The 23,090-nt window shown below is 44.1% G+C and carries 17 protein-coding genes; 6 read left to right on the top strand and 11 right to left on the bottom strand.

Going from position 1 to position 23,090, the window contains the following annotated elements; translation table 11 throughout:
- Position 1 precedes the first annotated feature (1 nt).
- Positions 2–1,519, bottom strand: a complete 1,518-nt coding sequence (locus R7P80_RS13845) for a phospholipase D family protein (protein WP_149192156.1) — start codon at positions 1,517–1,519, stop codon at positions 2–4.
- A 518-nt stretch (positions 1,520–2,037) separates the two neighbouring features.
- Here R7P80_RS13845 and R7P80_RS13840 point away from each other — a divergent pair.
- From R7P80_RS13840 to R7P80_RS13820, 5 genes are all read left to right on the top strand, one after another.
- The gene (locus R7P80_RS13840) at positions 2,038–3,195 is read left to right on the top strand and encodes an efflux RND transporter periplasmic adaptor subunit (RefSeq protein WP_149192155.1); all 1,158 of its coding nucleotides are present in this window, start codon (positions 2,038–2,040) and stop codon (positions 3,193–3,195) included.
- A gap of 13 nt (positions 3,196–3,208) precedes the next feature.
- Positions 3,209–6,367: an efflux RND transporter permease subunit gene (locus tag R7P80_RS13835; protein WP_158155752.1), complete on the top strand. Its 3,159-nt coding sequence runs from the start codon at positions 3,209–3,211 to the stop codon at positions 6,365–6,367.
- A gap of 324 nt (positions 6,368–6,691) precedes the next feature.
- Positions 6,692–6,958, top strand: a complete 267-nt coding sequence (locus R7P80_RS13830; protein WP_005373876.1) for a hypothetical protein — start codon at positions 6,692–6,694, stop codon at positions 6,956–6,958.
- 339 nt (positions 6,959–7,297) lie between these two features.
- Positions 7,298–8,518, top strand: a complete 1,221-nt coding sequence (locus R7P80_RS13825) for a hypothetical protein (RefSeq protein WP_025767991.1) — start codon at positions 7,298–7,300, stop codon at positions 8,516–8,518.
- Between the two features lie 4 nt (positions 8,519–8,522).
- Positions 8,523–9,362, top strand: a complete 840-nt coding sequence (locus R7P80_RS13820) for a hypothetical protein (RefSeq protein WP_025767990.1) — start codon at positions 8,523–8,525, stop codon at positions 9,360–9,362.
- Between the two features lie 507 nt (positions 9,363–9,869).
- Here R7P80_RS13820 and R7P80_RS13815 read toward each other — a convergent pair.
- The 9 genes from R7P80_RS13815 to R7P80_RS13775 form a co-directional block, all read right to left on the bottom strand.
- Positions 9,870–12,971 (bottom strand): efflux RND transporter permease subunit, encoded by a 3,102-nt coding sequence (locus tag R7P80_RS13815; protein WP_225491680.1) that lies wholly within the window; start codon positions 12,969–12,971, stop codon positions 9,870–9,872.
- Entirely contained in the window at positions 12,968–14,296 is a 1,329-nt protein-coding gene (locus tag R7P80_RS13810; protein WP_053307186.1) for an efflux RND transporter periplasmic adaptor subunit, read from the bottom strand. Before R7P80_RS13810 ends, R7P80_RS13815 begins: the two co-directional genes overlap by 4 nt.
- Positions 14,283–14,939: a TetR/AcrR family transcriptional regulator gene (locus R7P80_RS13805; RefSeq protein ID WP_225491681.1), complete on the bottom strand. Its 657-nt coding sequence runs from the start codon at positions 14,937–14,939 to the stop codon at positions 14,283–14,285. The genes R7P80_RS13810 and R7P80_RS13805 overlap by 14 nt, the downstream gene beginning before the upstream one ends.
- A gap of 192 nt (positions 14,940–15,131) precedes the next feature.
- Positions 15,132–15,791 carry an HAD family hydrolase gene (locus tag R7P80_RS13800; protein WP_017633566.1) on the bottom strand — a complete coding sequence of 220 codons (660 nt, stop codon included), beginning with the start codon at positions 15,789–15,791 and terminating at the stop codon, positions 15,132–15,134.
- Between the two features lie 2 nt (positions 15,792–15,793).
- Positions 15,794–16,813 carry an ABC transporter ATP-binding protein gene (locus R7P80_RS13795; protein WP_225491682.1) on the bottom strand — a complete coding sequence of 340 codons (1,020 nt, stop codon included), beginning with the start codon at positions 16,811–16,813 and terminating at the stop codon, positions 15,794–15,796.
- Positions 16,810–17,598 (bottom strand): ABC transporter permease, encoded by a 789-nt coding sequence (locus tag R7P80_RS13790; RefSeq protein ID WP_025767984.1) that lies wholly within the window; start codon positions 17,596–17,598, stop codon positions 16,810–16,812. The genes R7P80_RS13795 and R7P80_RS13790 overlap by 4 nt, the downstream gene beginning before the upstream one ends.
- A 2-nt stretch (positions 17,599–17,600) precedes the next feature.
- A complete protein-coding gene (locus R7P80_RS13785) occupies positions 17,601–18,491 on the bottom strand; it encodes an ABC transporter permease (protein WP_025767983.1) in 891 nt (296 codons plus the stop codon).
- Positions 18,488–19,312, bottom strand: coding sequence for an alkaline phosphatase family protein (locus tag R7P80_RS13780; RefSeq protein ID WP_005373854.1), 825 nt, complete (start codon positions 19,310–19,312; stop codon positions 18,488–18,490). Before R7P80_RS13780 ends, R7P80_RS13785 begins: the two co-directional genes overlap by 4 nt.
- 12 nt (positions 19,313–19,324) lie before the next feature.
- Positions 19,325–20,392 (bottom strand): ABC transporter substrate-binding protein, encoded by a 1,068-nt coding sequence (locus R7P80_RS13775; RefSeq protein WP_005373851.1) that lies wholly within the window; start codon positions 20,390–20,392, stop codon positions 19,325–19,327.
- A 210-nt stretch (positions 20,393–20,602) separates the two neighbouring features.
- Here R7P80_RS13775 and R7P80_RS13770 point away from each other — a divergent pair, with 210 nt between their 5' ends.
- On the top strand, positions 20,603–21,331 hold the full coding sequence (locus R7P80_RS13770; RefSeq protein WP_005387087.1) for a UTRA domain-containing protein: 729 nt from the start codon (positions 20,603–20,605) through the stop codon (positions 21,329–21,331).
- A gap of 62 nt (positions 21,332–21,393) precedes the next feature.
- On the opposite strand, the gene R7P80_RS13765 is transcribed toward R7P80_RS13770, so the two are convergent.
- A complete protein-coding gene (locus R7P80_RS13765) occupies positions 21,394–22,980 on the bottom strand; it encodes a BCCT family transporter (RefSeq protein WP_171344237.1) in 1,587 nt (528 codons plus the stop codon).
- Between the last annotated feature and the right edge of the window lie 110 nt (positions 22,981–23,090).

The raw sequence follows: 23,090 nt of genomic DNA, 5'->3' as shown, positions 1-23,090 counted from the left end.
GTTATAGCTGATCTTCAATCGGTAATATTCCGGAGAACCAAGCGCCCATTTTTCGCCATACTCCTGCTTCTGGTTCGGAGTCGTATTCTTCGCCTGTTTTTACGTCGGTCCAGACAATGTCCCCGTCGCGCAGAGTTAAGGCGTAGGCGTTACTCGACAGTTGATTCGGCAGTTGTTCTAGAAACATTTGCACATATTCTGGCTGTTCGATAACAACGGCCATTTCGGTATTCAAAGCGGCCGAACGTGGGTCCCAGTTCATCGAACCAACGAAAAGTGTTTTGTTATCAATCGTCATTGCTTTAGCGTGTAAACTTGCTCTGCTACTCCCCGTGAGGCTCCACTTACTTTTGAGTTTCGCGCTCGCTTTTACTTCCCAAAGCTTGATTCCAGCTTCGAGTAGATCTTTTCGATATTTTGCGTACCAACCATGCACGGCAAACACATCGTTAGACGCGAGGCTATTGGTCACAATCGTGATATCAACGCCTCGCTTGGCCGCGTTACTTAATGCTTGAGTACCTGTTTCAGTTGGAACGAAATAGGGAGAAATGAGCACAAATGAATCCTCAACACTTTTAACCAGTTCCGTTAAATTATCAATAAGTTGGCTCTCTCGGGTCGCGACTTTATCGGGCAGGTCAAACCATACTTTCGCTTCTCCCCAGTAGAGCTTGAGTTTGCCTTGTTTTAGATCTTGGTACATATCCAGTTGAGTGAAGTCATAGCGGCCGGTTGAAAACTTTTCCTCTAACCGGAGTTTATTGACCTGCTTTTGAATCGCTTGGTCGGTAATTTGCTGTGAATTCGGTGTAATCCATTCCATTGGTATCGAATAGGCGCTATTCCAGTAGAGGTCGAACTGATCGGCAGTTTGTTGTACCGCCTCACCATAGAGCAGAAGATCAAAATCACCAAACTCAACTTGCGATTCAAAAGAGAAGTATTCATTGCCGATATTTCTACCTCCGACAATGGCGGAAACACTGTCTGCAATCAGAGACTTATTGTGCATACGACGATTAAGACGTTCAAAATCGCTAGCAAGAGCGAACCAACGGGAGTCGCGATACTGATGCGGGTTAAATAAGCGGATTTCTATATTAGGATGTGCATTGAGGGCAGCCATCACATCGTCGTTTCGCTTTTGCATATCGTCAAGCAACAGCCTTACTCGAACACCACGCTTTGCCGCTTCATACAAGCGCCACGTTATTAGCTGACTCGTTTCGTCACCACGGTAAATATAGTATTGAAGATCAAGACTTTTCTGGGCGGACTCGATCAAAGAGGTTCGAGCAAGAAGGGCATCGTGTCCCTGATTTAACGGTGCAAAGCCAGTTATGGACTTAGGATCTCTCCCGTAAGCTTCAAAGTACTGCGCAAGAACAGAATCCTTTTGATAACCGAGCTGAAAGCTGGTGGACTTTTCACTGGCGTCATTCAACGATACGGATGAGCATGCCGATAAAATAGTGAGCAGCGAGGGGAAGAGCAACTTGGCGAGCGTTTGTAACAAAGCACATTTCCTTGTCTTACAGAGTGTTACCTACTCCAAATTATAGACTTAAGCTGACGCCACATGCACCCAGAACCGTTTGATAACGAGCGATTAATCAATGAATTGCCATAGAGCCTGCACCAAGTTCAACTTTTAGAGCGCAGATAATCATTTATTTTAATTATCATTATGGCCGTATTGGTCATAATCACTAATATCTGGTGATTATGACCAGTAGCACACTGGATAAAATAATGGTTTTTATATAACCATATGATTTTTAATAAATAAATGCTTGGCATGTCATTTGCTGTTTAGAATAAAAGTTAAGTCAGAGCAACTTGCGCAGTTGGTTAATTTTTTGTTAATTTTATTAACTTTGAATTGGCAATAACTATCTAGTTCGCTGCTTAAAAGACTAGGCAAGCGCCGCTTTGATGTTTATTCAAATTCAATTCTCTCACCACCATGCTTACCGGGAGCAATGGACTGAATAAAAGTGTGGTGTTGAAAACAACAATAAAAAAGGATTTTCGATGTTAGCAAAACCCATATTACGTTGGCTTTTACCCTTCGTCGTCGTTGGAGGCTCTTATGCAGGATATGCTGCAATTGCCGCAACTGCGCCGGAAAAAGAGTCAACCAAAGATGCAATTACAGAACCTACTGTTCAGGCTTCTTCTCTTTTTCCTACTGATCACAAAGTGGTGATTACCAGTCACGGTGAATTAGTCCCTTTTGAAAAAACACACCTTTCCGCGCAAGTCAGTGGTGAAGTGATAAGTTGGCACCCGAATTTTGTAACGGGTGGCATCGTGAAACGAGGAGAGGTTCTTTTCACAATTGAAAGCGACAACTATGAAGCGTCGGTTTTACAAGCTGAAGCCGATTTAGCTAGTGCACGCGCAAACTTGATTGAGGAACAAGCGAAAGCCGAAGTGGCAAAACGTCAGGCAAAGAGACTGAGCGATAAGCAAGTGACGGATCTGTATTTACGCAAACCTCACGTTTTGAGCGCACAAGCCCAAGTGAAGTCGGCTCAAGCGGCACTCAAACGAGCAAAAAGAGAGTTAGAAAATTGCAAAGTCGTTGCACCTTACGATGCGCTGGTTGTTGAGCGTGATATTGGTGTTGGTCAATTTGTTACATCTGGTTCTCGAGTTGCCACGTTAAACAACATCGAAGTGGCAGAGGTGCACGTACCCATTGCCGGTTTTGATAGTGCATTTTTACCTGAATCCATTGGTGAACTCACTGCGACAGTGACGCAGCAAGGTGTGTTTTCTACCACTAGAGAAGGTCGAGTAGTTCGTGATCTAGGCATGATTGATAGCGCTACCCGAATGATTAACATGGTCATTCAAATCGCGGACCCATACGGTGTCGATAACCAGCTGCCTCCAATTAAATTCGGCTCCTACGTTGAAGTGAGCTTCACTGGTAAGGAACTTAAGCACATCTACCGCTTGCCACAGGAATTAGTTAAAAACCGTACCGTGTGGGTGGTGAATGGCGATAATCAACTTCAACCCAGAACCGTCACGGTTTTGAGAGCAGAAGGTGAGTTTTTGCTGGTTGGCGAAGGTTTAGAGCAAAGTGATAAGTTGGTACTGACCTTACCAGAGTACCCTCAAAAAGGCATGGCGGTACAAATCGCAAAAAAGAGTGACGACTCCGAAACCGTCGTACAGTAAGTAGGAGTATGTCATGGAAGATACTAAACAAAAGGGCTTAATTGCCTATTTTGCGAATAATCCCGTCGCTGCCAACCTTTTGATGGTGTTCATCATTATCATGGGTGTGGTGAGTTTTCTCTTTATTCAAAGGCAGATGTTTCCGAATATTGAGGTGAACTACATTGATGTTCGTGCGACTTATCCTGGCGCTTCTCCTCAAGAGATAGAAGAGAGTATTCTCGTTAAGGTCGAGGAATCGATTAAAGACGTCACCGGGATTAAAAAAGCAGTCTCAACGGCCTCTAGAGGTAGCGCGTATGTTTCCATCGAGGTAGACGTTAATGCCGATATCAAGCGTGTCTTGGATGATGTAAACCAACGTATTGATACCTTGTCTAACTTACCAGCGGGTATGGAACCAATCAATGTCTACCAAGTTGAATGGCGCCAAGATGTAATCGAAATGGGGTTAGTTGGGGACCGACCGCTCGAGGAGCTTAAACCGCTTGCTAAGCAAATCGAAGATGAATTACTTCAGTTAGAAAACGTCATGCTGGTGTATCTGAGTGCGCCAGAAGAAGAAATAGCGATTGAAGTTGACCCACTTGTTCTTCGTAAATACGACCTTACGTTGAGCGATATCAGCAGCGCGATCAGCCGTTATTCAGCTAACTTTTCTGCGGGCGAAGTAAAAACAAACTCAGGGATGATTGCAGTAAGGATTGAAAACCAATACTACCGTGGTGATGAGTTTAGAAATATTCCTGTAAAGCTTGGCGCAAATGGTGCGAAGGTTTTACTGCAAGATATCGCCACGATCAAAGATGGCTTTACGGAAGAAGAGCGCTATTTTGAATACTCAGGGCAAAATGCGATCTACATGTCTGTTGAAGCAACTCGTGATCAGAACATTATCCCTGTTGCACAGTCCGTTCGTAATTATATTGAAGCAAAAAACAAGACATTGCCGCAGGATGTTAAGCTCAAAGTCTTAGTTGATACGACTTATTATTTAAATGGGCGTCTCGACATGATGTTGAAAAACTTGCTGCAAGGCGCTGCATTAGTCGCGATTATGCTGACCATTTTCCTACGTTTCCGCTTGGCTATGTGGGTAATGATTGGGCTACCTGTCTGTTTCCTCGGTGCTGTAATGATGATGCCAGCTTTGGGTATTACAGTGAACATCGTCTCGCTGTTTGCTTTCATCATGGTGCTCGGAATTGTGGTGGATGACGCCATCGTCATGGGAGAAAGTGCGTACAGTGAAATCGAAGAAAAGGGCGGCGGTGTCGAGAACGTGGTACGCGGTGTCAAACGTGTTGCTACGCCAGCGACATTTGGTGTTCTGACAACGATTGCTGTATTCGCACCATTCTTGCTTTCGAGTGGTATTGATAGCGCTTTCTTTTACGGCATTGCTGGTGTCGTGATTCTGTGTTTGATCTTCAGTTTGATTGAATCAAAGTTGATCCTACCAGCGCACTTGGCGCATACCCATTTTAAGCCAGTTAAACCAGGTGGCTGGCGTGACCGATTTAACCAACGTTTTTTTGGTTTTGTAAATGGTCCATATCGTAACTTTGTAACAACATGCACCCATTGGCGCTGGACAGTGTTTGCGGTGTTCTGTGGTTTACTGCTGATCAGCGCGGCTTTGATCAACGCGAATTATGTTCGGGTGATCCCTAACCCTAAAGTGCCGACTGACTATCCTGCGATCACTATTGAAATGAATGATACCGTTTCAAGTGAGCAGACAATCAGTGCACTCAAGACTATTGAACGTGTCATGCAAAAGATCGAATCTGAGACCATTGCAGAACATGGTCAAGGAATGATTCGTGATGTGCTGTCTTACAACAGAAGCCGCACCGAAGGTCGTGTATTAGTACCTCTGGTTGATGAAGAGTTACGCCCGTTCAATACATTTGAACTGGCTCGACGTTGGCGTGAAGCTATGCCTGTTATTCCCGGTATGAAGAGCATCAAAATCCGTGAGCAGAGTGCGGGTGGTGGTGACAGAGATGAGTTTGGCTACTTGTTGTTTGGCTCTAACATCAATGAGCTCAACGAGGCTGGGCGTTACTTGATAGAGCGTTTACAGCAGGAAGAAGGGTTATATGATATTTCATCTTCTATTGATTCTGGAAGCAAAGAAGTACTCCTGTCTCTTGCGCCTGTAGCGTACGATCTCGGTCTGGATCTCACCATGATCGCAGAGCAAGTTGGTGGCAGCTTTTATGGTGGCGAAGCACAGCGCATTATTCGTGATGGTGAAGAAATTAAAGTTATGGTGCGTTACCCGCAACTGACGCGTGAAGCATTCTCATCATTGCGTTACGCTGTGATTACCACACCAGCAGGTAAGAAGGTCATGCTAGGTGATGTGGTGAAGATCAACGAGCAGCCGGGCGTGAGTAGCATTCGACGTGAAGGCGGGTATCAAACCGTTTATGTCTATGGTTCGATAGACGAAGAATTGGTTGAACCTCAAGAAATCGTGAAGGTCATTGACGACAATATCTTACCGGATATGAAGCAAGCGTTCTCGAGTGTGAAAACAGAATTGGGTGGTGATATTGAAGAGCAGGCTGCGCAGCGTAATGAACAGATTTTGTTCTTTATTGCAGGCATGATCATCGTCTACATCTTGTTAGCTGTACCGTTAAAAAGTTATACCCAACCTTTGATTGTAATGTCCGTCATTCCGTTTAGTCTGACGGGGGCGATTTGGGGCCATTTCTGGCTAGGTTTAGACATCAGTATGATGTCGACATTTGGTTTGATCGCCGCTGCTGGCGTGGTTATCAACGACTCTCTGGTTATGACAGATTACGTAAACCAAGTGAGAGAAAAGGGTATGAACATCAAACAAGCGGTTGTTGAGGCGGGTTGTGCTCGTTTTCGAGCTATCACGCTCACCTCAATAACGACGTTTGCGGGTGTATTGCCGATAATGTTTGAAACGAGTTTGCAGGCGCGTTTTGTCATACCGATGGCTGTCGCTTTGGGCTTTGCGGTGTTGTACGCAACGGTTCTGACTTTAGTGTTGGTGCCTTGTTTGTATTTAATGCTTGAAGATATTAAAAATATTTTCAGATCGATTAAGAGGTTTATCCATCGTTTGATTAATCGTTTCAGAAAGTCGCCAGTGACGTCGAGCGTTGAAGCAAGCGTATCGAGTTAACAAGCTTGATGTTAACGATTAGGAGCAGCCTTCGGGCTGCTTTTTTGTTTCCGCATTTTGATTCAAAGTGATTTTTTAGTGGGCAGTTACGTAATTATCTGATGAGAAAACTGCCTGACAAAGCATTTATAATATGTATGTTTCTAATGTTTTAAATTCGCATGGTTAATTTGACACTTGGTTAGCGAAATTTACCAGACGAAGATAACGTTGAATATGAGGTTTTATTTAAGCTGTTGAAAAATAACAAAATAAAAGTTGGCATCGTATGTGCAATATATGAATTGTAATTAAAATTAACTGCTAATCCTCAAGGAGCTTATTATGAAAAGCGTATTTCTATCTACTCTAAGTCTTATTGCTGTAATGTCATCACCAATCGCTGCTGCTAACACTTTAGACAAAGAGGAGTGGAGCTCAGATTTACGTCAGGACTTTTCTGAAATGAAACATGAAGCTATAGCAGATATTCAGCAAATGAACATGGATGCCATTCACGCACGTGATGAGCGTATCGTGAAAAACATTAAAGATGAGCAAGAACAGTTAGTAAAGGTAACGTGCCACAAAGAGAAAGCAAGCAAGTCATAAACGCCGATAAAAGAGACTAACAGACGAAAATGAATCCAATACGAGTTCGGTGTTAGTTAGCAGTAAGCACTGACCTTGTTGCTCTACTTGCCAGCCTTTTAAGGCTGGCTTTTTTGTTTCTCATTTCATGGGTGGAGATCAGATCCTCAAGCTTATTATCAATAGTTGGCGTGTTTGATGAGCTATTGCTGGATGGAGCGGATGTAACTTTTAAAAGTGTAGATTTCAGTAAAGTGGAGGTGATGTTAGATATTTAAAATTTAGAAAAGATCCGATCTCCTTTTTGACCTTCATAATACCTTAGTATGTGGTTCACTTTTATTTGAAGAGGGATTAGTAATGACTTGGGAATTTATTGAAAGGAAAGAGGCTTTTGATTACATTGGGCTAAATAATAAGTCGGTTAATGAGGTTGAACAATTCTTACATGGAAGAGTGAGACTTTCAGCTGCACTCTTTAGCAATAAAAAACTATACTTATCAAGACAATCCCTCGTCATGCTTGCGTCTCTGAATGAATATGATCAGAAGCAAGTTGTCAAAGAAATGTATTTTCTTTCATCTAATCCAAGCACACCCTCTGTAGTTAGACACAAACGCAATCCATTGCTTCGAATATTTCGAACTAGGTATCCCTTCAAAAATTATCATTACTTATTAACTTGTATCCTTAGAGACGGGAAAGTTGTAATTCATGATATTGCTTTTGATCGACAGTTGCATGGTAAGTCTATTTTTAAGCATTCACATCAAAGAACCCAAATGTATCATGTGAAGAAAGAAACAGGTAAAAATGGTGAGTATAATGGAGTGCAGAACAATGATGAAGCAAAGTTATTGTTGGCTGAGTGGGACCACACTAAAGCTCAAGTAACTCATCAAGTCAATACGCTTCATGCAACGGTAAATGGAATGTTGAATGATTATGAGAAAGCGGCGACACTGATGGGGGTACATACGCAGGTGGCGTACAAAGAAGATAAGCCAACAGAGTATACGTTGTTTCACAACCCTTCTGATAATGCGAAGCTGGACCTTATTGAATGTGTTTATGACAAAACTCGTTTTACTTCGCACAATGCTCAACACCTAGCAGCAGTAATGAAACAATGTGCAGAGCAGGGTAAGGAAGTAAAATGGACAGTGCATAGCCAAGGTGCCATTATTTTTAACTCTGCTCTTGAGTATGTTAGAAAAAATAATCCGAGCTTAAGATTATTGAATCAACAAATCGTTGTGCATGCAGGGGGAACAAATACAACGAAGATAGGGAAAAATGCACAGCAGCTTGGTTTGAAAGTTAATTACACAAAAACCCGAACGAATCCCTTTGATATTGTCCCAAATATTGCTGCGAGACAAACTCCATTATCTGCAAGTAGTCTCGTTCGTTGTTGTAAATTCTTGGGATTAGTGATGAATGGAGAGGTCACAGAGAGCCCACATACATTACCCTATTTCGGTGTGGAATCTTATCGACGACAACTGATGATGTCTGGTAATAATATGGCTAGTAAACGTTTAAAAGATATTGATGAATATTTAAAGAACAAGGGTTAGATATATGGGCCTTATTAAAATGTATAAAGATGGCTTTCGAGGAAAGCCAGATTTTGCAAACTTGTTACATAATGTATTCCAGATAGATGACTTAGTGCTGTCATTTGAGTGTCCGAACAACATATATGAAGGACATGTATACCAAGATTTTATTGAATTACAACGGTTCAATATTGATTCAAAAGTAGAGCGGCATGAAAAGTTTATAAAATTGGCCACGATTTATTTCTCTTTTCAAAATAAAATAATAAATCCACTATTACCAATCAATAAACAAGGTGGTTTATATATTCGGTTAAGGATTAAATCTTCAGATAAATATATTACTAGTGTTAATGAACTATCTTCATTTATAGAGAAAGAGTACGTGGATTTTTATCATGCTGTAGAGTCACCTGACGGCTCTCGAAAAGGTGATCATACAGAGTTGATGAATGATGCCATTGCGTACGCAAATCATCGTTGGGGAATGGACCCGATAAACGAAGAAAAAAAGAGAGCGAAAGAAGAGTTCCTTGTAGGAGAGTTTCTTCGTGGTTACCCTCCAATCAAATGCCAAGATATCAAGATTGGTGAAAATACATTTTCAAAATATGTAGAAGGAAATTTGGAGTATAAAAAAGACTATCGAAGAGTGTACAATTTGCCTATCAAAAATGAGTTTTACTTTAGTATTGAATTTTTATATGAAATCGAGCCTATGTTTGCTCAAAAAAAGTTTTTAGATTGGGTAAGACACGCGGATGAAATCTTTGAAAAAAATGTTTTAGAGTTGCTAGCACTGTCTCCGCTTATTGATTCACATACTACCTCCAAATCCGAAAGGTTGACAAAAAAAAGTTGATCCAGAGCGTTCATACTTAACTTAAAGAAAAAAGCCCGCGAAAAATGCTTTCACGGGCGAAAAAAGGGCACCAAATTGGGTGTCTATTCATTTTGGAGGTGGTCGAACGTCCATATAAAACTGACAATAGGCTTGGTGAGAGGCTTACCACCAGCACGACCAACGAGGCTAAAGTTAACATTGTTGTAATGATTGTTAAAATGTTAATTCTTCAATCAATGTTTTCATTATCGTGAGTTTAAATTGTGAATGTGTTGCCTGCGTGTATTTTTACTCTGTGAAATTCCGTTTTTGACAATAAGACATATTATAAATCTTGTGTTGGTTATTTGATTTGGTTATATAAAACTCAACATACTTAATCCTTAACTGTTCATATTCACACTTAATGAGACACAATAACCCTCTGTTTGTTAAGCGATTGTGTGTTTTTTAACGCATTGGTATTGAACAAAAAGCGACCTAAGCCGCTCTTGTGCATTTTGATAAGTTTACTTATCAGTCGTTTTAGATTTCTTCGTGCTTATGGACTAGGCCGAAGTCAGCTAAAATGGCATACGCAGCAGGGATCATAAACAACACCAGCAGAGTGGATGCGAAAATACCAAACACGATAGAGATAACCAGTGGTTGGATAACCTGTGCTTGCAAACTGGTTTCAGTCAGTAACGGAAGCAAACCTGCTGCAGTGGTCATTGATGTCAGGAATACTGCTCTAAAGCGTTCCCGACTGGCTTTGACTACTGAGTCGTGCACATTATCCCCTTCATCGACATGATGGCGTATGTACTGAACTAACAGAATCGAGTCATTCACCACAATCCCCGCTAGTGAGACAAAGCCCATCATACTCGGCATACTTAATGAGTGACCGAGTAGGATGTGTCCCCATACCACGCCAATAAAAGCGAGGGGAATCGCAAGCATGACGACGAATGGTTCCAAATAACTGCGGAATTGGTAACTCAGAATCGCAAACACGCCAAACAAACCAAGCAAGAAGCCTTTACCCATTGATGCGCCAGTTTCAGCGGTATCTTTGGCTTCACCTTCAAAATCAAAGCGAAGACCAGGATACTTTTGCATAAGCGTTGGTGCTTCATCCTGTTGGAACTGACGAATAATGGCGGTTGAGTTGGCTTTCGTATTGTCGATCTCGCCGAATACGCTTACAGTGCGCAAGCCATCAATGCGCTGGATTCTTACGTAATTACGCTGGAAATCCAAAGTTGCAATGGTCGCGAGTGGGATTTGATTACCATCGGACAAGATTATTGGGAAGTTTGCCAATTGCTGTAAGTCACCAGCTTGCGCTTTATTGAGGCGAACTTCGATGGAAATGTTTTCTACCCCAACTTGGATCTCGTCTGCGGTTTGGCCAAAGAAAGCCGCGCGCAATTGATTGGCGATGAGTTGGCCGTTAATCCCATAAGCTTCCGCTCCCGGACGCAGTTTAACCAAGACTTCTTCTTTACCCATACGCATGTCATCCAACACGCCATGGACACCGTCAAACTCATTCAAGTATTGCTGAATGTTGATAGAGGCTGCTTTGAGCGCATCAAGATCATCATGTTTCGCTCGAATTTCAATCGCTCGTCCACCCGGCCCCATAGTCGGTTGTTTAAATACCAGTGAGATAGGATCGGCAAGTTCACCAATGTCTTCACGCCATGCATCGATAAATTCATCGATGAGTGTGTTACGGCTCTCGGCGCCCAGCAAATCCAGACGTACCGTCGCAATGTGAGGGCCAGATTCGTTCGCGTCGGCGTTAGCATTGAATTGACTAGTGATGTGCAGAACCAATGGATTGCCGTCTTCCACTTTCTCTGTCCATTCTTTATCTAGCTTTTGAGCGGAAGCGACGATCTTATCGACGACAGCTTCCGTTTGAGACAGAGAAGAACCCGGAGGAAGAATAATGCGCGCTTCTGCAATATCGCCATCCAGTTCAGGGAAGGGTTGGAACTTGAGCAAACCACCTACTAACGTGGCAGCGGAGATAAGAAGCAAGGCAACCACACCGCCCATAAAGGCATAGCGATACTCGACCACTTTATCCACTGCGTTGACCAAGGTGGTGTTGCGGAAGTTTTCAAAAGAAGCGAGCAGCTTTTGTTTGAACTTCGGTGTTTTTCGCTCTTGCTTTTGTTTGTGTAGTGAGTGAGAAAGGTGGTTAGGTAGAATCAAGAAGGCTTCCACCAAACTTAAACTCAGTACGAGGATCAGAACTTGAGGAACCGCTTTAAGTACCGCACCCATTTCACCTTGCAAAAATAACAAGCTACCGAAAATACACACCGTAGTTAAAAAGGAAGAGATGACCCCCGGCAGTACCTTTTTCACTCCTTTTATCACGGCATCATCGATCTCTTCTCCTCGGTCGAGGTGAGCGGCAATCGATTCGGCAATAACGATGGCGTCATCCATCATGATACCGATGGCCATGAGTAACCCGACCAAAGACATGATGTTGATGGACAGGCCAAGTTGCGCCATCAAAAATAACCCACCTAAGAAGGCAACAGGTAAACCAGCTGCGACCCAAAAAGAGTAGCGAAAACTAAAGAACAACCACATGGTGGCGAAGACCAGAATGATACCTTGCCAACCGTTTTTGACCATCATGGTCAGGCGATCCCAAAGCACGGATGAAAGGTCATTGGTCATTTGTAGCATCACACCGTCTGGCGCGATGGCTTGTTGTTCTTCGACAAATTGAGCAACACGTTCTTTAATGCGCAGTGCATCGTCTTCTTTGTTTTTGCTGACTTTTAGTAGGGCAGAAGGGTGACCATCGAAGAGGACTTTCTGTTCGTCCAATTCAAACCCGTCGGTAATCGTCGAAATATCTCTTAGACGGATGATTGAGCCATTTGTACCAGAGCCCACGACGATAGTCTCAAGCTCTTCCGGCGTCACGCGTCGTTCGTCAAAGCGGATCAGAAAGTTCTTATCTGGCGTTTCGACATTACCACTTGGCAACTTGACGTTTTGACGACCAATCTGGTCCGCAATATCACCAACACTCAAACCAAGTTGTCGGATAGCTTGAGTGTCTAACTCTACTCGGTATTGGTGGTCAGAGAAGCCAGCAACTTCAACCAAAGAGACATCGTAATCGATTTTTAACGTGCGTTTAAGCTGTTCGGCATACGCTTTTAGCTCTGGCCATGTGGTATCTGCGGTGATGGCGACATCCACAACTGGCTCATTCCAATCTAGCTCTTGTACCACAGGTGATTCAATCTCTTGCGGGAAGTCATTAATCGAGTTGATCTGAGTTTGAACGTCGACCAGCATACGGCCGATGTCGGCTTCTTCATTCAGTTTTAAGATAAGACGCGCAGAGCCTTCAATCGCTTCACATTGCGTTTCTTCAATGTTGGCAAGGCCATCAACAGCATCTTCCATTCGGACACAGATACTCTCTTCGACTTCTTGCGGGGAAGCGCCAGGGTAAACCACACCGGCTAGGATGTAGGGCGGATCAAACTCAGGAAAGGTTTCCCGCTTAATCGTGGAAAGCGAAGAAATCCCCAATATCAACAGCGTTAGCATCAACAAGTTGGCTGCTGTTGGGTGCTTGGCGAAGAATCGGATCATGAATCAGACTCCTCAATAACCGCTTCTGACTGTTCAGGGGACTCTTTCAATAGCATACCGTTAATCGCAGGCAGCAAATCGTTGATGATCAGCTTCTGGCCTTGCTCTAGTTCACCATCGATCACCACTTGGTTATTTCGGCGATATAACACTTCAACCGTCACCACTTGCAGACGATTGTCATCGCCCATCAGGTAAATCTTATCGCCATGAAGCGCACGCTCTGGTATGACCCAACTCGGATTCTCTTGCCCCTCAATCAAGGCACGCACAAACATGCCGTTCACCAATGGAGGCGCAGACGTTGGGTTTAATGCACGGTAGTCTTGTTCAATTTCCAGAATCACACCGGCAGTCGCTTGGCTTGGATCAACCGTTTCACTGATGCGTGCAACTTTCGCAGGCCAGCTTGCAGAGAGGTTACCGCTGCTGAGTTCAATGTTGGCATGAATTGCATTCATATCTGGTTGTGGAATACCAGATTCATCACGAACAAACTCACCGATGCTCACCGCCAAAGTTTGCATGTCATGAATGGACAGTTGAGCTTCCACTTCCATGACATCGATACCATGCCCGGTCACCATGGTCTGTTGTAGGTTAACTACTTGGTTTTGCTCAATTTCGACTTCTGCAATACGCAAGTCGTAAGGAAGGGTGATAATGGTTTTATCAAGCGAACGTTTCGCTTCGTCCACCTTTGATGCATTGACCTTTACTAGGGCTTCTGCGACGCGCTTTTCATCTGGCATCAAACCGATTTGGTTTTCGATATCCAGCACTAACTTACGTTGAGAGAGCGCGCTTTGCTCTTGCTGATCTACATCCGATTGCGAGGTTAAGCCTTTCTTACGTAGGTTTTGTTTACGGTCTAACTCTTTGTTGGCGATAACCAGACGGTTGGCTTCTATCTTGAGTGTGCTTTTGAGATTCGCTTCTTCTTGGTTCAGCTTAGCCAGAGAGGTTTGAGCAGATTTGAGATCGGCTTGAGCTTGAACCAGTTTCAGTTCGTAATCGAGTGGGTCGATTCGCAAGATTTCTGTCCCTGCTTGCAACACTTGTCCTTTTTCCAGCTGCGGATGGCGGTAGACCACTTTCCCCGTCACTTCGGCTATCGCTTTCCATTCCACTTTTGGGGCGATCTTGCCAAACCCTATGGCTACTGGAGCAATGGCTTTGAGCTCAAGTGGAATCGTCTCGACCAACCGTGCACGATCTCCAGCGGGTTTTACGGGCAAATCTGGTTTGAGGCTAATCGCCAAAAACAGAATGACGACCCCCACCGCAAGAGCAGGAAAGAACAGCAGCTTTTTATTTATCTTCATATTGGTCGCCCGAGTCTAAAAATCCATGTTTCATCAGTTGTATGTTGTGTTCGAATAATCGGTTCAAGAAGGCTTCAGAAAGTTCAATGCCATGAATGGCGAGCAGTGCTGGTGGTGCCATAAAAGGAAATACCATCAAGCTGATGTAAGAGACGCGACAAAGTTGAGGGTCGGCGTCTTTTCGTAAAACGCCACTGTCGATCAACTTATCAAAGATCACGCCTTGCATTGGCTTACTGATATCTGCGAAGACTTTTTCGAGCAGTTTGCGTTGGGTTTCCGATGGGGGCATATTCATAACTTGGGCAACTAAGCGTGGGAACTGTGGTACCTTGATCATTTCGCGGTAGTAGGTGCGCATTAGATCGAGAAAGTTTTGCTCGTTACTGTTGGATACCAACGTCTGCATCTGCTTTTGCATCGGTGACAGTGTTTCGCGCAACATGGTCTCGAACAAGCCTTCTTTGTTGCCAAAGTAGTAACGAATCATCGCCACGTTCACGCCTGCTTTCTGCGCGACTAGGCGAGTAGAGACCTTGTCGTAAGCCATAATGGTGAAGAGTTCGCGCGCGTGGAAAATCAGTTTTTTCCTTGCGTCGATATTATCTGTGGGTCTTCCCGCCCTTCGATGCGCTTCCGTCACAATCTTCTCTCAAAATATTAAACATTTGATTAATTATAAGACGCTGATTTCTCATGCGACATGTGAAAAATTAATCAGTATTTAATCAAGTGATTAATTTGTGATGAAGAGAAGTAAAAAAGAGCAGAAAGAACTGCTCTTTGAACAAATAGAAAAGTATATACTTAGGAAGAACGGTCTTGTGAGGCTATATCACCCCCAACTTAACACACTCCAATTCGGTCTGTTGGCGTGTTCTTTTAGTTGTGGGCATGGATTTACCAGATAAGCGTAGTTCGCGTATTCACAAAGCGGTAAATCGTTGATTGAATCGGTATAGAAATGGATTTCGGAATAAGGCTCAGGCTGATTTTCTAGCCACTGTTTTAATCGCGTGACTTTGCCTTCACGATAACTCGGGATACCGTCGATTTCAGCAGTATAACGGTTGTTTTTCTCGATTAAATCAATTCCGAGTGCGGTTGGAATATTAAGACGGCGACCAACGGCTTCCACCAAAAAAGTGACGCTGGCAGAGATGATAACCATATCTATACCATCACGAGACAGTTGCTCAATCAGGGTTTTGGCTTGAGGGAACTGTTTAGGCAAAATATGGCTTTCAACACATTCTTCAACCAAGGCGTTTACTTCTTCAATCGGCATGTTTTCTAGTGGCTTCATGGAGAACGCTAGGTAATCTTCCATGTCCATTTTGCCTTCAGAGTACAAGGCCATTAGACGCTGATCTTCCATAATAAATAAAGGATCAGTCGCGATGCCTTTCTCAACCATAAACTCGTTCCAAATCATTGCGCAGTCAGCGTTTATTAGGGTTTCATCCATATCAAAAACATACAAAGGTTTGGACATGTTTAGGCTCTCACTGGTTGAATTTCGTTTAGGTTAAAGAGTAGTTCTAGTTGGCTGCCATTCGCTAGTAAGCGTTCTGAAGAGCGGTTAAGTAAGTCAACAGTGAGCTCACACTCTTCAACGTTCACTTGATAGCGAATAACATTACCTAGAAGCTGGTGGTTGGTGATCGTACCTACTTGTGGCGCTGAGATGTGGCTATCATATTGACGACCTTGCTCTTTTACATATATAGACTCTGGGCGAATCGCTACTTTCCATTCGGTATCAATGTTGAAGAGTTGCTTGGCTTTATTGGCCTCTACAAGGTTGTAGTGCCCCATGAAACCGGCCACAAACTCGTTAGCAGGATGAGTATAAATTTCTTCAGGTGTTCCTGCTTGAACAATTTCCCCTTTACTCATTAGGAAGATACGATCAGACATAATCATCGCCTCTTCTTGGTCATGAGTTACGAAGATAGTGGTGAGATTCATCTCTTTCTGAATGTCTCGGATTTGCTGACGAAGGTGTTTGCGGATTTTGGCATCAAGCGCAGAAAGTGGCTCATCAAGCAATAATATGCGAGGTTTCACCACCAATGCTCGAGCGAGTGCGACACGCTGGCGCTGACCGCCAGAAAGTTGATGCGGATAGTGTTTTTCTTTACCTGCCAGATCCACCAGTTTGATGACTTTAGCCACTTCACGTCGAATATCATCATTCGCAAGCTTTTTCATTTTTAAGCCAAATGCAATGTTGCCTTCGACGGTCATATTGGGAAACAGCGCATACGATTGAAAGACCATCCCAATACCACGCTCTTGCGGGACTTGATGCGTGATATCTTCTCCGTTTACCCAAACCTCGCCTCCATCGACAGGGTTAATCCCAGCAAGGCTGCGAAGTAGTGTCGATTTACCACAACCGCTAGGGCCCAAAAGCGTAATGAATTCACCTTGCTCGATGTTAAAGTGAATGTCCTCAAATACGGTGTTATCACCAAAACGTTTAGTCAGATTTTTCGCTGTTACGTAGCTCATTGTTTGACTCCTCGGCTGAAACGACTTGCCAACCAAGTCAGTAAAAAAATAAATAGGAAGTAGGTCATCACTAAGGCAGACGTAAAGTGGCCGCTCGTCTGACGCATGTTATACAAGTAGATTTGCAGGGTTTCATAACGTGTGCCGACTAAAATATTGGCGAACACAAACTCTCCCAATAGAAATGAAAATGAAAGGAAAAGCGATGCCATCAGTCCTTTTTTGAGGTTAGGTAAAATGACCATCAAAAACGCTTTGGTTGTGCTTGCCCCTAGCAAGTGTGCAGCGTCCATTAAATCGTTAAGGTTAATTGCTTCGAAGCTATTAGAAATCGCACGATACATGAACGGTAACGCTATGGTGAAGTAAGTACCTACTAGAATCCAAGGAGTACCGATAAGGGAGATTTCACTGTCAGCATAAAGTTGAAGCAAGCCGACGGAGGACACCACTGGTGGTACAGCGAATGGTAGCAAAATCAATACGTTCATGAGCTTATCGAGCTTCGGAAAGTAGTAAAACACCACGAATATCGCTGGCAGAACTAGAATCACACTGAGGGTTAGCGAAGCAATACAAATAAACAGCGAACGCCCAAACGCTTGCAAAAAGCGTGGGTCGGTCAGCAATTTAACGTACCAATCAAAAGTGAAACCATCTGGAAGCACCGTGGCGCCCCAGCGTGATGAAAGCGAATAGACAAAGGTCGCTAAAATCGGGATGAGCATGATCCCAACAATGGAATAAACCACCGTTTTATGGAATCGAGTATTAACGTTGTTCATGACTACTTCCTACCTGCATAGCTTTTCGAAATGAGCCATTGGTTAATCACTGTGATAAAGGCAAGTAACGCCATTAGAATCACCGAAATTGCAGCGGCGAGATTAGGTTCAAGGAACAGGTCTCCCGATACCAGACTCGCAATTCGAATTGTGATGACGTTATAGTTACCGGAGGTCAGCGCATAAACACTCGCATAAGCGCCAATTGCGTTGGCTATTAAGATAATAAAGGTACCGAATAAGGCTGGTGAGAGCACTGGCAGCGCGATTTTCGCCCAATACTGTGATGTTTTGGCTCCCAGTAGCGCAGCAGCAGCTTGCCAATCATCACTCAACGCGTCGAACGCAGGGTAGAGCAACAACACCGCCAGCGGGATTTGAAAGTAGATGTAAATGACCAGCAGACCCCATTTACCATAAAGGTCGAAATCACCGAGTAAGCCATACTGCTTGAGCAAAAGGGTAATCGCCCCATTGGTGCCCAAAATAATGATAAAAGCGAATGACAGAGGTACGCCTGCAAAGTTGCTGCTCATGTTCGTAAACGCAATCACACCATCGCGGACTTTAGAATCGATTCTGCGCAGAGAAGAGACCAACAGAGTCGCAATGGCTAAGCCAAAAATGCTCGACCATATAGCTAACCACAAACTGTTGCCAAACGCCTGCATCATAAAGGTGGAGTCGAGCACTTCAATGTAGTTATCGAAGGCAAACTCGCCATCGTAGATAAAGCTGTTTAACAGCACCCAAATCATCGGTGCGAGTTGAAATAGGTAGAAAAACAGTGCGAAAGGCGCCAACCAAACGGCTGGCTTAAAGCGCTTTAACCAAGTACTTGCCAAATTTGAACGTGATTCGCTAGAGCTTGGGGAGAGGACTGAACTGCTCATAGTGCTAACAATTCCTGAGTGTATGGCTTCGTGTGGTCAAGGTTTAGCAATTGACAAACGGTGCCACAAATATCAGTTTGCTTAATATGACAATCTTGATGGGTAAACTTATCACCAATGACAAACAGGGGAACTTCTCGCTCTTCAGGTAAAATCCCACCGTGAGAAAGATCGTTGTTCATGCCATGATCGCTTGTCACAATGATTTGATACCCATCAGCAAGCCATTGATCGATGTAGTTGGAAAGAATAATGTCTGCACCTCGCGCACAATTGCGGTATTGGCGAGAGTCTAGGCCAAACTTATGCCCTGTATCGTCGATATTCATCGGATGGATCAGTAAGAAATCAGGTTGATAGTTGCGGCGTAAATACTCTGCGTCCAGGAACAAGGCTTCATCAGGATAATGATCCCAATGGTAAAAGCAGCCGTGCTGGATATTCAGGGTTTCATCATGCGTGAAACGATCGCGAACAGGTTCAAATGGCGCGCGATTATAAAGCTCACTTACCCAGTGGTAGGCAGCCGCAGCGGTCACTTTTCCTTGGGCTTTTGCCAAACTGAAAATGGAATCGTGTTTGGATAGACGAACGATATTGTTGTTTACGATGCCGCTTTCTACAGGGCGAACGCCCGTTAAAATGCACTCATAAAGTGGGCGAGACATAGAGGGCAGCTCACACTGCACAGGATAAAGCGTTGCGCGAGTTTCTTGTTGGGAACGACTTTGTTCTAGAAGACCATTGAGGTAGCCCATGCAATCACGGGCTACCTGATAGTTCAGTCCATCTAGAACAACAAGGATGACCTTATTGCTCATAACGACTTACTCTTATTGCTGGTGGATTAAGACACTTTCTTGCCATTGACGTGGCAGCTTACGTGCGGACTTTTCCCAAGCTGAGAAGTCAGTCACTGGGTGAACATTGCTGTATTGGTCATTAGCAATTAGCTTGTCTTGCACTGCTTGAGGCAGTGTGATGTTGGTGCGGATTGGACGCGCATAACCTTCTGCTAAGTTGATTTGCCCTTGATCGCTGAAGATGTATTCACGAGCAAGCTTTGCTGCATTAGGGTTCTTCGCGTATTTATTGATTATGGTTGTATAACCAGAAATCACAGAGCCATCTTGAGGAATGCTCACTGTAAAGCGGTCGCGGTCAATTTTGTCGCGGTAGTTCAATGCATTGAAGTCCCACATGATCGCCACTTCAACTTCGCCTTTTTCTAGGTTGGCGATGTTCGGATCGGTAAATGAAAGACGACCTTGCTTCGCGAGTTCAGAAAAGAATTTGAGCGCAGGCTTGAGGTTGGATTCGTCCCCACCGTTGGCGAACGCTGCGGCGAGAACCGCGTTGTTTGCCTGTGCTGCTACGCCTACGTCACCTACGGTCACTTTGTAGTCGCCTTTTAATAGGTCATCCCACGTTTTTGGCGCGTCTTTTACGAGGTTATTGTTGGAGATAAAAGAAATAGTGCCAGTGTAGGCAAGTGCCCAATGACCATCTTCGTCTTTTGCCCAATCTGGGATGTCATTCCAAGTTGTTGGTTTATATGGCTGAGTGACGCCTTTTTTTACCGCTACACGTGCAAAGGCAAAGCCTACGTCACCAATGTCTGCGGTCGCGTTTTTCTTCTCAGCTTCGAATTTTGCGATTTCTTGAGCCGAGCTCATATCCGTGTCTTGGTGCTTAAGGTTGTAATTTGACTTTAAATCAGCCCAAGTGTCTTTCCAGTTTGCCCAACTGTCAGGCATACCCACACTGTAAACCGCCCCTTCTTTTTGTGCTGCTGCTACCAAAGATTCAATATCGGCTTCTTTCGCTACTGTTGGCGTAGCGAGCGTTACCGCAATGATTGCCGCTGGTGCGGTAATTGAACGACTTAGCAAAGTTTTCATTGTCTCCATCCTTCTGGACTAGGTCAGTAAGTTCGCTTTGTATGCTATGGATGGAATGTGACGATTTAGCGCAAGTAATTTGACAGTTTTGCTGATTTTATATGGCACTTATATTTCATACGTTCAGTATGTGTTCTGTTGATTAATGTCATATTTTTGTTACGTAAACGCCTTATGTTATTCGTCAAATTATCCTTGGACTAGATCAGAATGAGAGCGACAGGCACCGGACAATTTGGTACCCAATTAGGAAAAATTAGAAGCAGCTTAAAACAGCAGATTCTTTCCGGCATCATGTCGGAAGGACAAAAACTGCCGTCAGAGAGAGAGCTCAGTGAGCTGTTTTCTACGACTCGAATCACAATCAAAGATGCGTTGGTGTCTTTGGAAACGGAAGGTCTTATTTATCGAGAAGAGCGCCGGGGTTGGTATGTATCTCCTGAGCGTATCTGTTACAACCCGTTGTCTCGTTCTCACTTCCATCAGATGATTCGAGAGCAGCATCGTATTGCAGAAACTAAGTTACTCAATGTGCGAAGTGAAATGGCCGCAGGTGAGTATGCCAAATCGTTAGAGGTGGAGCGAATTACCCCAATTTATGTGATTGAACGGTTACGTTTTATTGATGGGCGAGCGGTATTGTTTGTTGAGAACGTGCTCAAAGCGGCACTGTTTGAGGGTATATTGTCTGAGAACCTCACCATGTCCCTGACGGGCATTTATCGTGAGAAGTATGGTTACGAAACAAAGCGCTCTCGTTTTGATGTGATTCCAACGTCAGCACCTGCTCATGTCGCTAAAGCGTTGAACTTGGCTGAAGGACAACCCGTTCTGAAAATTCGGCGGGTAAACTACAAACAAGATGGGCATTTAATGGACTGCGAATTCGAGTATTGGCGTCCAGACGCAGTGATGATTCGCATTGATAGCGTAGGATAAAGCGCAGAATTAAAAAGAGCCCAATGAAGGGCTCTTTTTCGCATATTGGTTAGAGAGGCGGTTTAAACGAGGCCTTGCTCTTTCGCCATTCTGCTTGCAATGCCGGGTGCTTTCCAAATGCTTGGCAGCAAAATGAAAGACACAGGTACGGCAGTAATTACAATGAAAGACTGCAATGCAGAAATACCACCAGAGCCCATTGAGATGAGCGCAATAGCGACAATACCCATAATCAGCCCCCAGAACGAGCGAATCACTGCGTTTGGTTCTGTTGAGCCCGTCATCACTACACTGATTGTGTAAGTCATCGAGTCACCCGTCGTCACGATAAATGTTGTCGTTAAGATCAGGAACAGAACCGAAATGATCATTGGGTAAGGTAATTCACCAGTAATCGCTAGCAGTGCTGCAGGCAAGTTAAAGCCTTCAAACGCAGATGAAATCAAACCAGGGTTATCAAGTTCAAACGCAAGGCCACTGCCACCAACGATACTAAACCAGAAGCAAGTAATCAGCGGTGCCACGATGCTAATAGACATGATTAATTGGCGAATTGTACGACCACGAGAGATACGAGCAATAAAGATCGCCATCATTGGGCCATAACCGATAAACCAACCCCAGAAGAATACTGTCCACCAACTTAGCCAGCCTGTATCACCACGGTAAAGTGCCATAGGGAAGAAGTTATCCACCATACGACCAACGCCTTGCACGTAGCCATCAACGATAAAGCTTGTCGGCCCGAAGAACAGGATGTAACCAATTAATAGTACAGACAAAATGATGTTGTAACGACTGACGATTTGAATACCCTTGCTCAAACCGCTCAGTGCGGAAAGGGTATACATCAGGATCGCCGCCATGATAACCATGCTTTGCGTTACGAACGTATCTGGCAGGCCAAACAATGAGTTTAGCGCGTAGCTAATTTGTAAACCTAAGAAGCCGATAGGACCGATGGTTCCTGCTGCTACTGCAATGATGCTACATGCGTCAGCAACATCACCAATCCAGCCTTTAATGGCTTTATCACCAAAAACAGGGTAAAGCAGAGTACGCGGCTTAAGAGGCAGGCCTTTATCGTAATGCAAGTGCATTAAGACAATGGAAGATAGACCACCAAGGATCGCCCAAGCTAAGAAGCCCCAGTGCATAAAAGACTGAGATAGGGCATTGATTGCGGCAGTTTTCGGTGAGGCTTCCCCGTATAGAGGCGGAGCAGTCACAAAGTGCGCGATAGGCTCAGCTGCGGCCCAGAACACACCACCACCTGCAAGTAGAGTACAGAGTACGATTGACAACCACTTAAAGTTATCAATATCAGGTTTCGCTAGACCACCTAGGCGCACATAACCAGTGCGACCAAACGCAAGAGCCAAACCAATTAGGAAATTCAGAAGAAGCAGTACTTGCCAGTAAGCTCCGAAATATTTAGTAGCAAAGCCGAAGCCGGTGTTAACCATTGCGGTTAGAGAGTCGGTATTCGTTAGAGCAAGTAAAACGAATAGAGTGAGGAAGCTACCACTTAACCAAAAGACAGGATTGGTGAGTTCGAGGCGCTTGAGTAAAGATGGGGGATGAATAGCAGAATAGTCAGCATCCTGAATAGGCGCTGTGTGGGAGGCGGCATTCGTCATATTTGACATAATTACTTCGCTTTTTAGGGCTATGAAGCCGTGCATTTCCCCTCACATCGTTTCAACGAAAAGTGTGAGGATGTTCAAAAAGCCGATGATGTTAACATGTCGAAGTTGCA

The sequence above is a fragment of the Vibrio sp. 2092 genome, from assembly GCF_033339635.1.
In the GTDB taxonomy this organism is placed as follows: Bacteria; Pseudomonadota; Gammaproteobacteria; order Enterobacterales; family Vibrionaceae; genus Vibrio; species Vibrio alginolyticus.
Note: the sequence above shows the minus strand (reverse complement) of the source record. Positions and strands in the feature narration are given on the sequence as shown.

What these genes read in the sequence shown, in the direction of transcription:
- R7P80_RS13790 (WP_025767984.1), bottom strand. Translation starts at nt 17,598, where the DNA reads ATGAACAACGTTAATACTCGATTCCATAAAACGGTGGTTTATTCCATT.
- R7P80_RS13795 (WP_225491682.1), bottom strand. Translation starts at nt 16,813, where the DNA reads ATGAGCTACGTAACAGCGAAAAATCTGACTAAACGTTTTGGTGATAAC.
- R7P80_RS13840 (WP_149192155.1), top strand. Translation starts at nt 2,038, where the DNA reads ATGTTAGCAAAACCCATATTACGTTGGCTTTTACCCTTCGTCGTCGTT.
- R7P80_RS13820 (WP_025767990.1), top strand. Translation starts at nt 8,523, where the DNA reads ATGGGCCTTATTAAAATGTATAAAGATGGCTTTCGAGGAAAGCCAGAT.
- R7P80_RS13825 (WP_025767991.1), top strand. Translation starts at nt 7,298, where the DNA reads ATGACTTGGGAATTTATTGAAAGGAAAGAGGCTTTTGATTACATTGGG.
- R7P80_RS13785 (WP_025767983.1), bottom strand. Translation starts at nt 18,491, where the DNA reads ATGAGCAGTTCAGTCCTCTCCCCAAGCTCTAGCGAATCACGTTCAAAT.
- R7P80_RS13765 (WP_171344237.1), bottom strand. Translation starts at nt 22,980, where the DNA reads ATGTCAAATATGACGAATGCCGCCTCCCACACAGCGCCTATTCAGGAT.
- R7P80_RS13810 (WP_053307186.1), bottom strand. Translation starts at nt 14,296, where the DNA reads ATGAAGATAAATAAAAAGCTGCTGTTCTTTCCTGCTCTTGCGGTGGGG.
- R7P80_RS13830 (WP_005373876.1), top strand. Translation starts at nt 6,692, where the DNA reads ATGAAAAGCGTATTTCTATCTACTCTAAGTCTTATTGCTGTAATGTCA.
- R7P80_RS13775 (WP_005373851.1), bottom strand. Translation starts at nt 20,392, where the DNA reads ATGAAAACTTTGCTAAGTCGTTCAATTACCGCACCAGCGGCAATCATT.
- R7P80_RS13815 (WP_225491680.1), bottom strand. Translation starts at nt 12,971, where the DNA reads ATGATCCGATTCTTCGCCAAGCACCCAACAGCAGCCAACTTGTTGATG.
- R7P80_RS13780 (WP_005373854.1), bottom strand. Translation starts at nt 19,312, where the DNA reads ATGAGCAATAAGGTCATCCTTGTTGTTCTAGATGGACTGAACTATCAG.
- R7P80_RS13800 (WP_017633566.1), bottom strand. Translation starts at nt 15,791, where the DNA reads ATGTCCAAACCTTTGTATGTTTTTGATATGGATGAAACCCTAATAAAC.
- R7P80_RS13835 (WP_158155752.1), top strand. Translation starts at nt 3,209, where the DNA reads ATGGAAGATACTAAACAAAAGGGCTTAATTGCCTATTTTGCGAATAAT.
- R7P80_RS13770 (WP_005387087.1), top strand. Translation starts at nt 20,603, where the DNA reads ATGAGAGCGACAGGCACCGGACAATTTGGTACCCAATTAGGAAAAATT.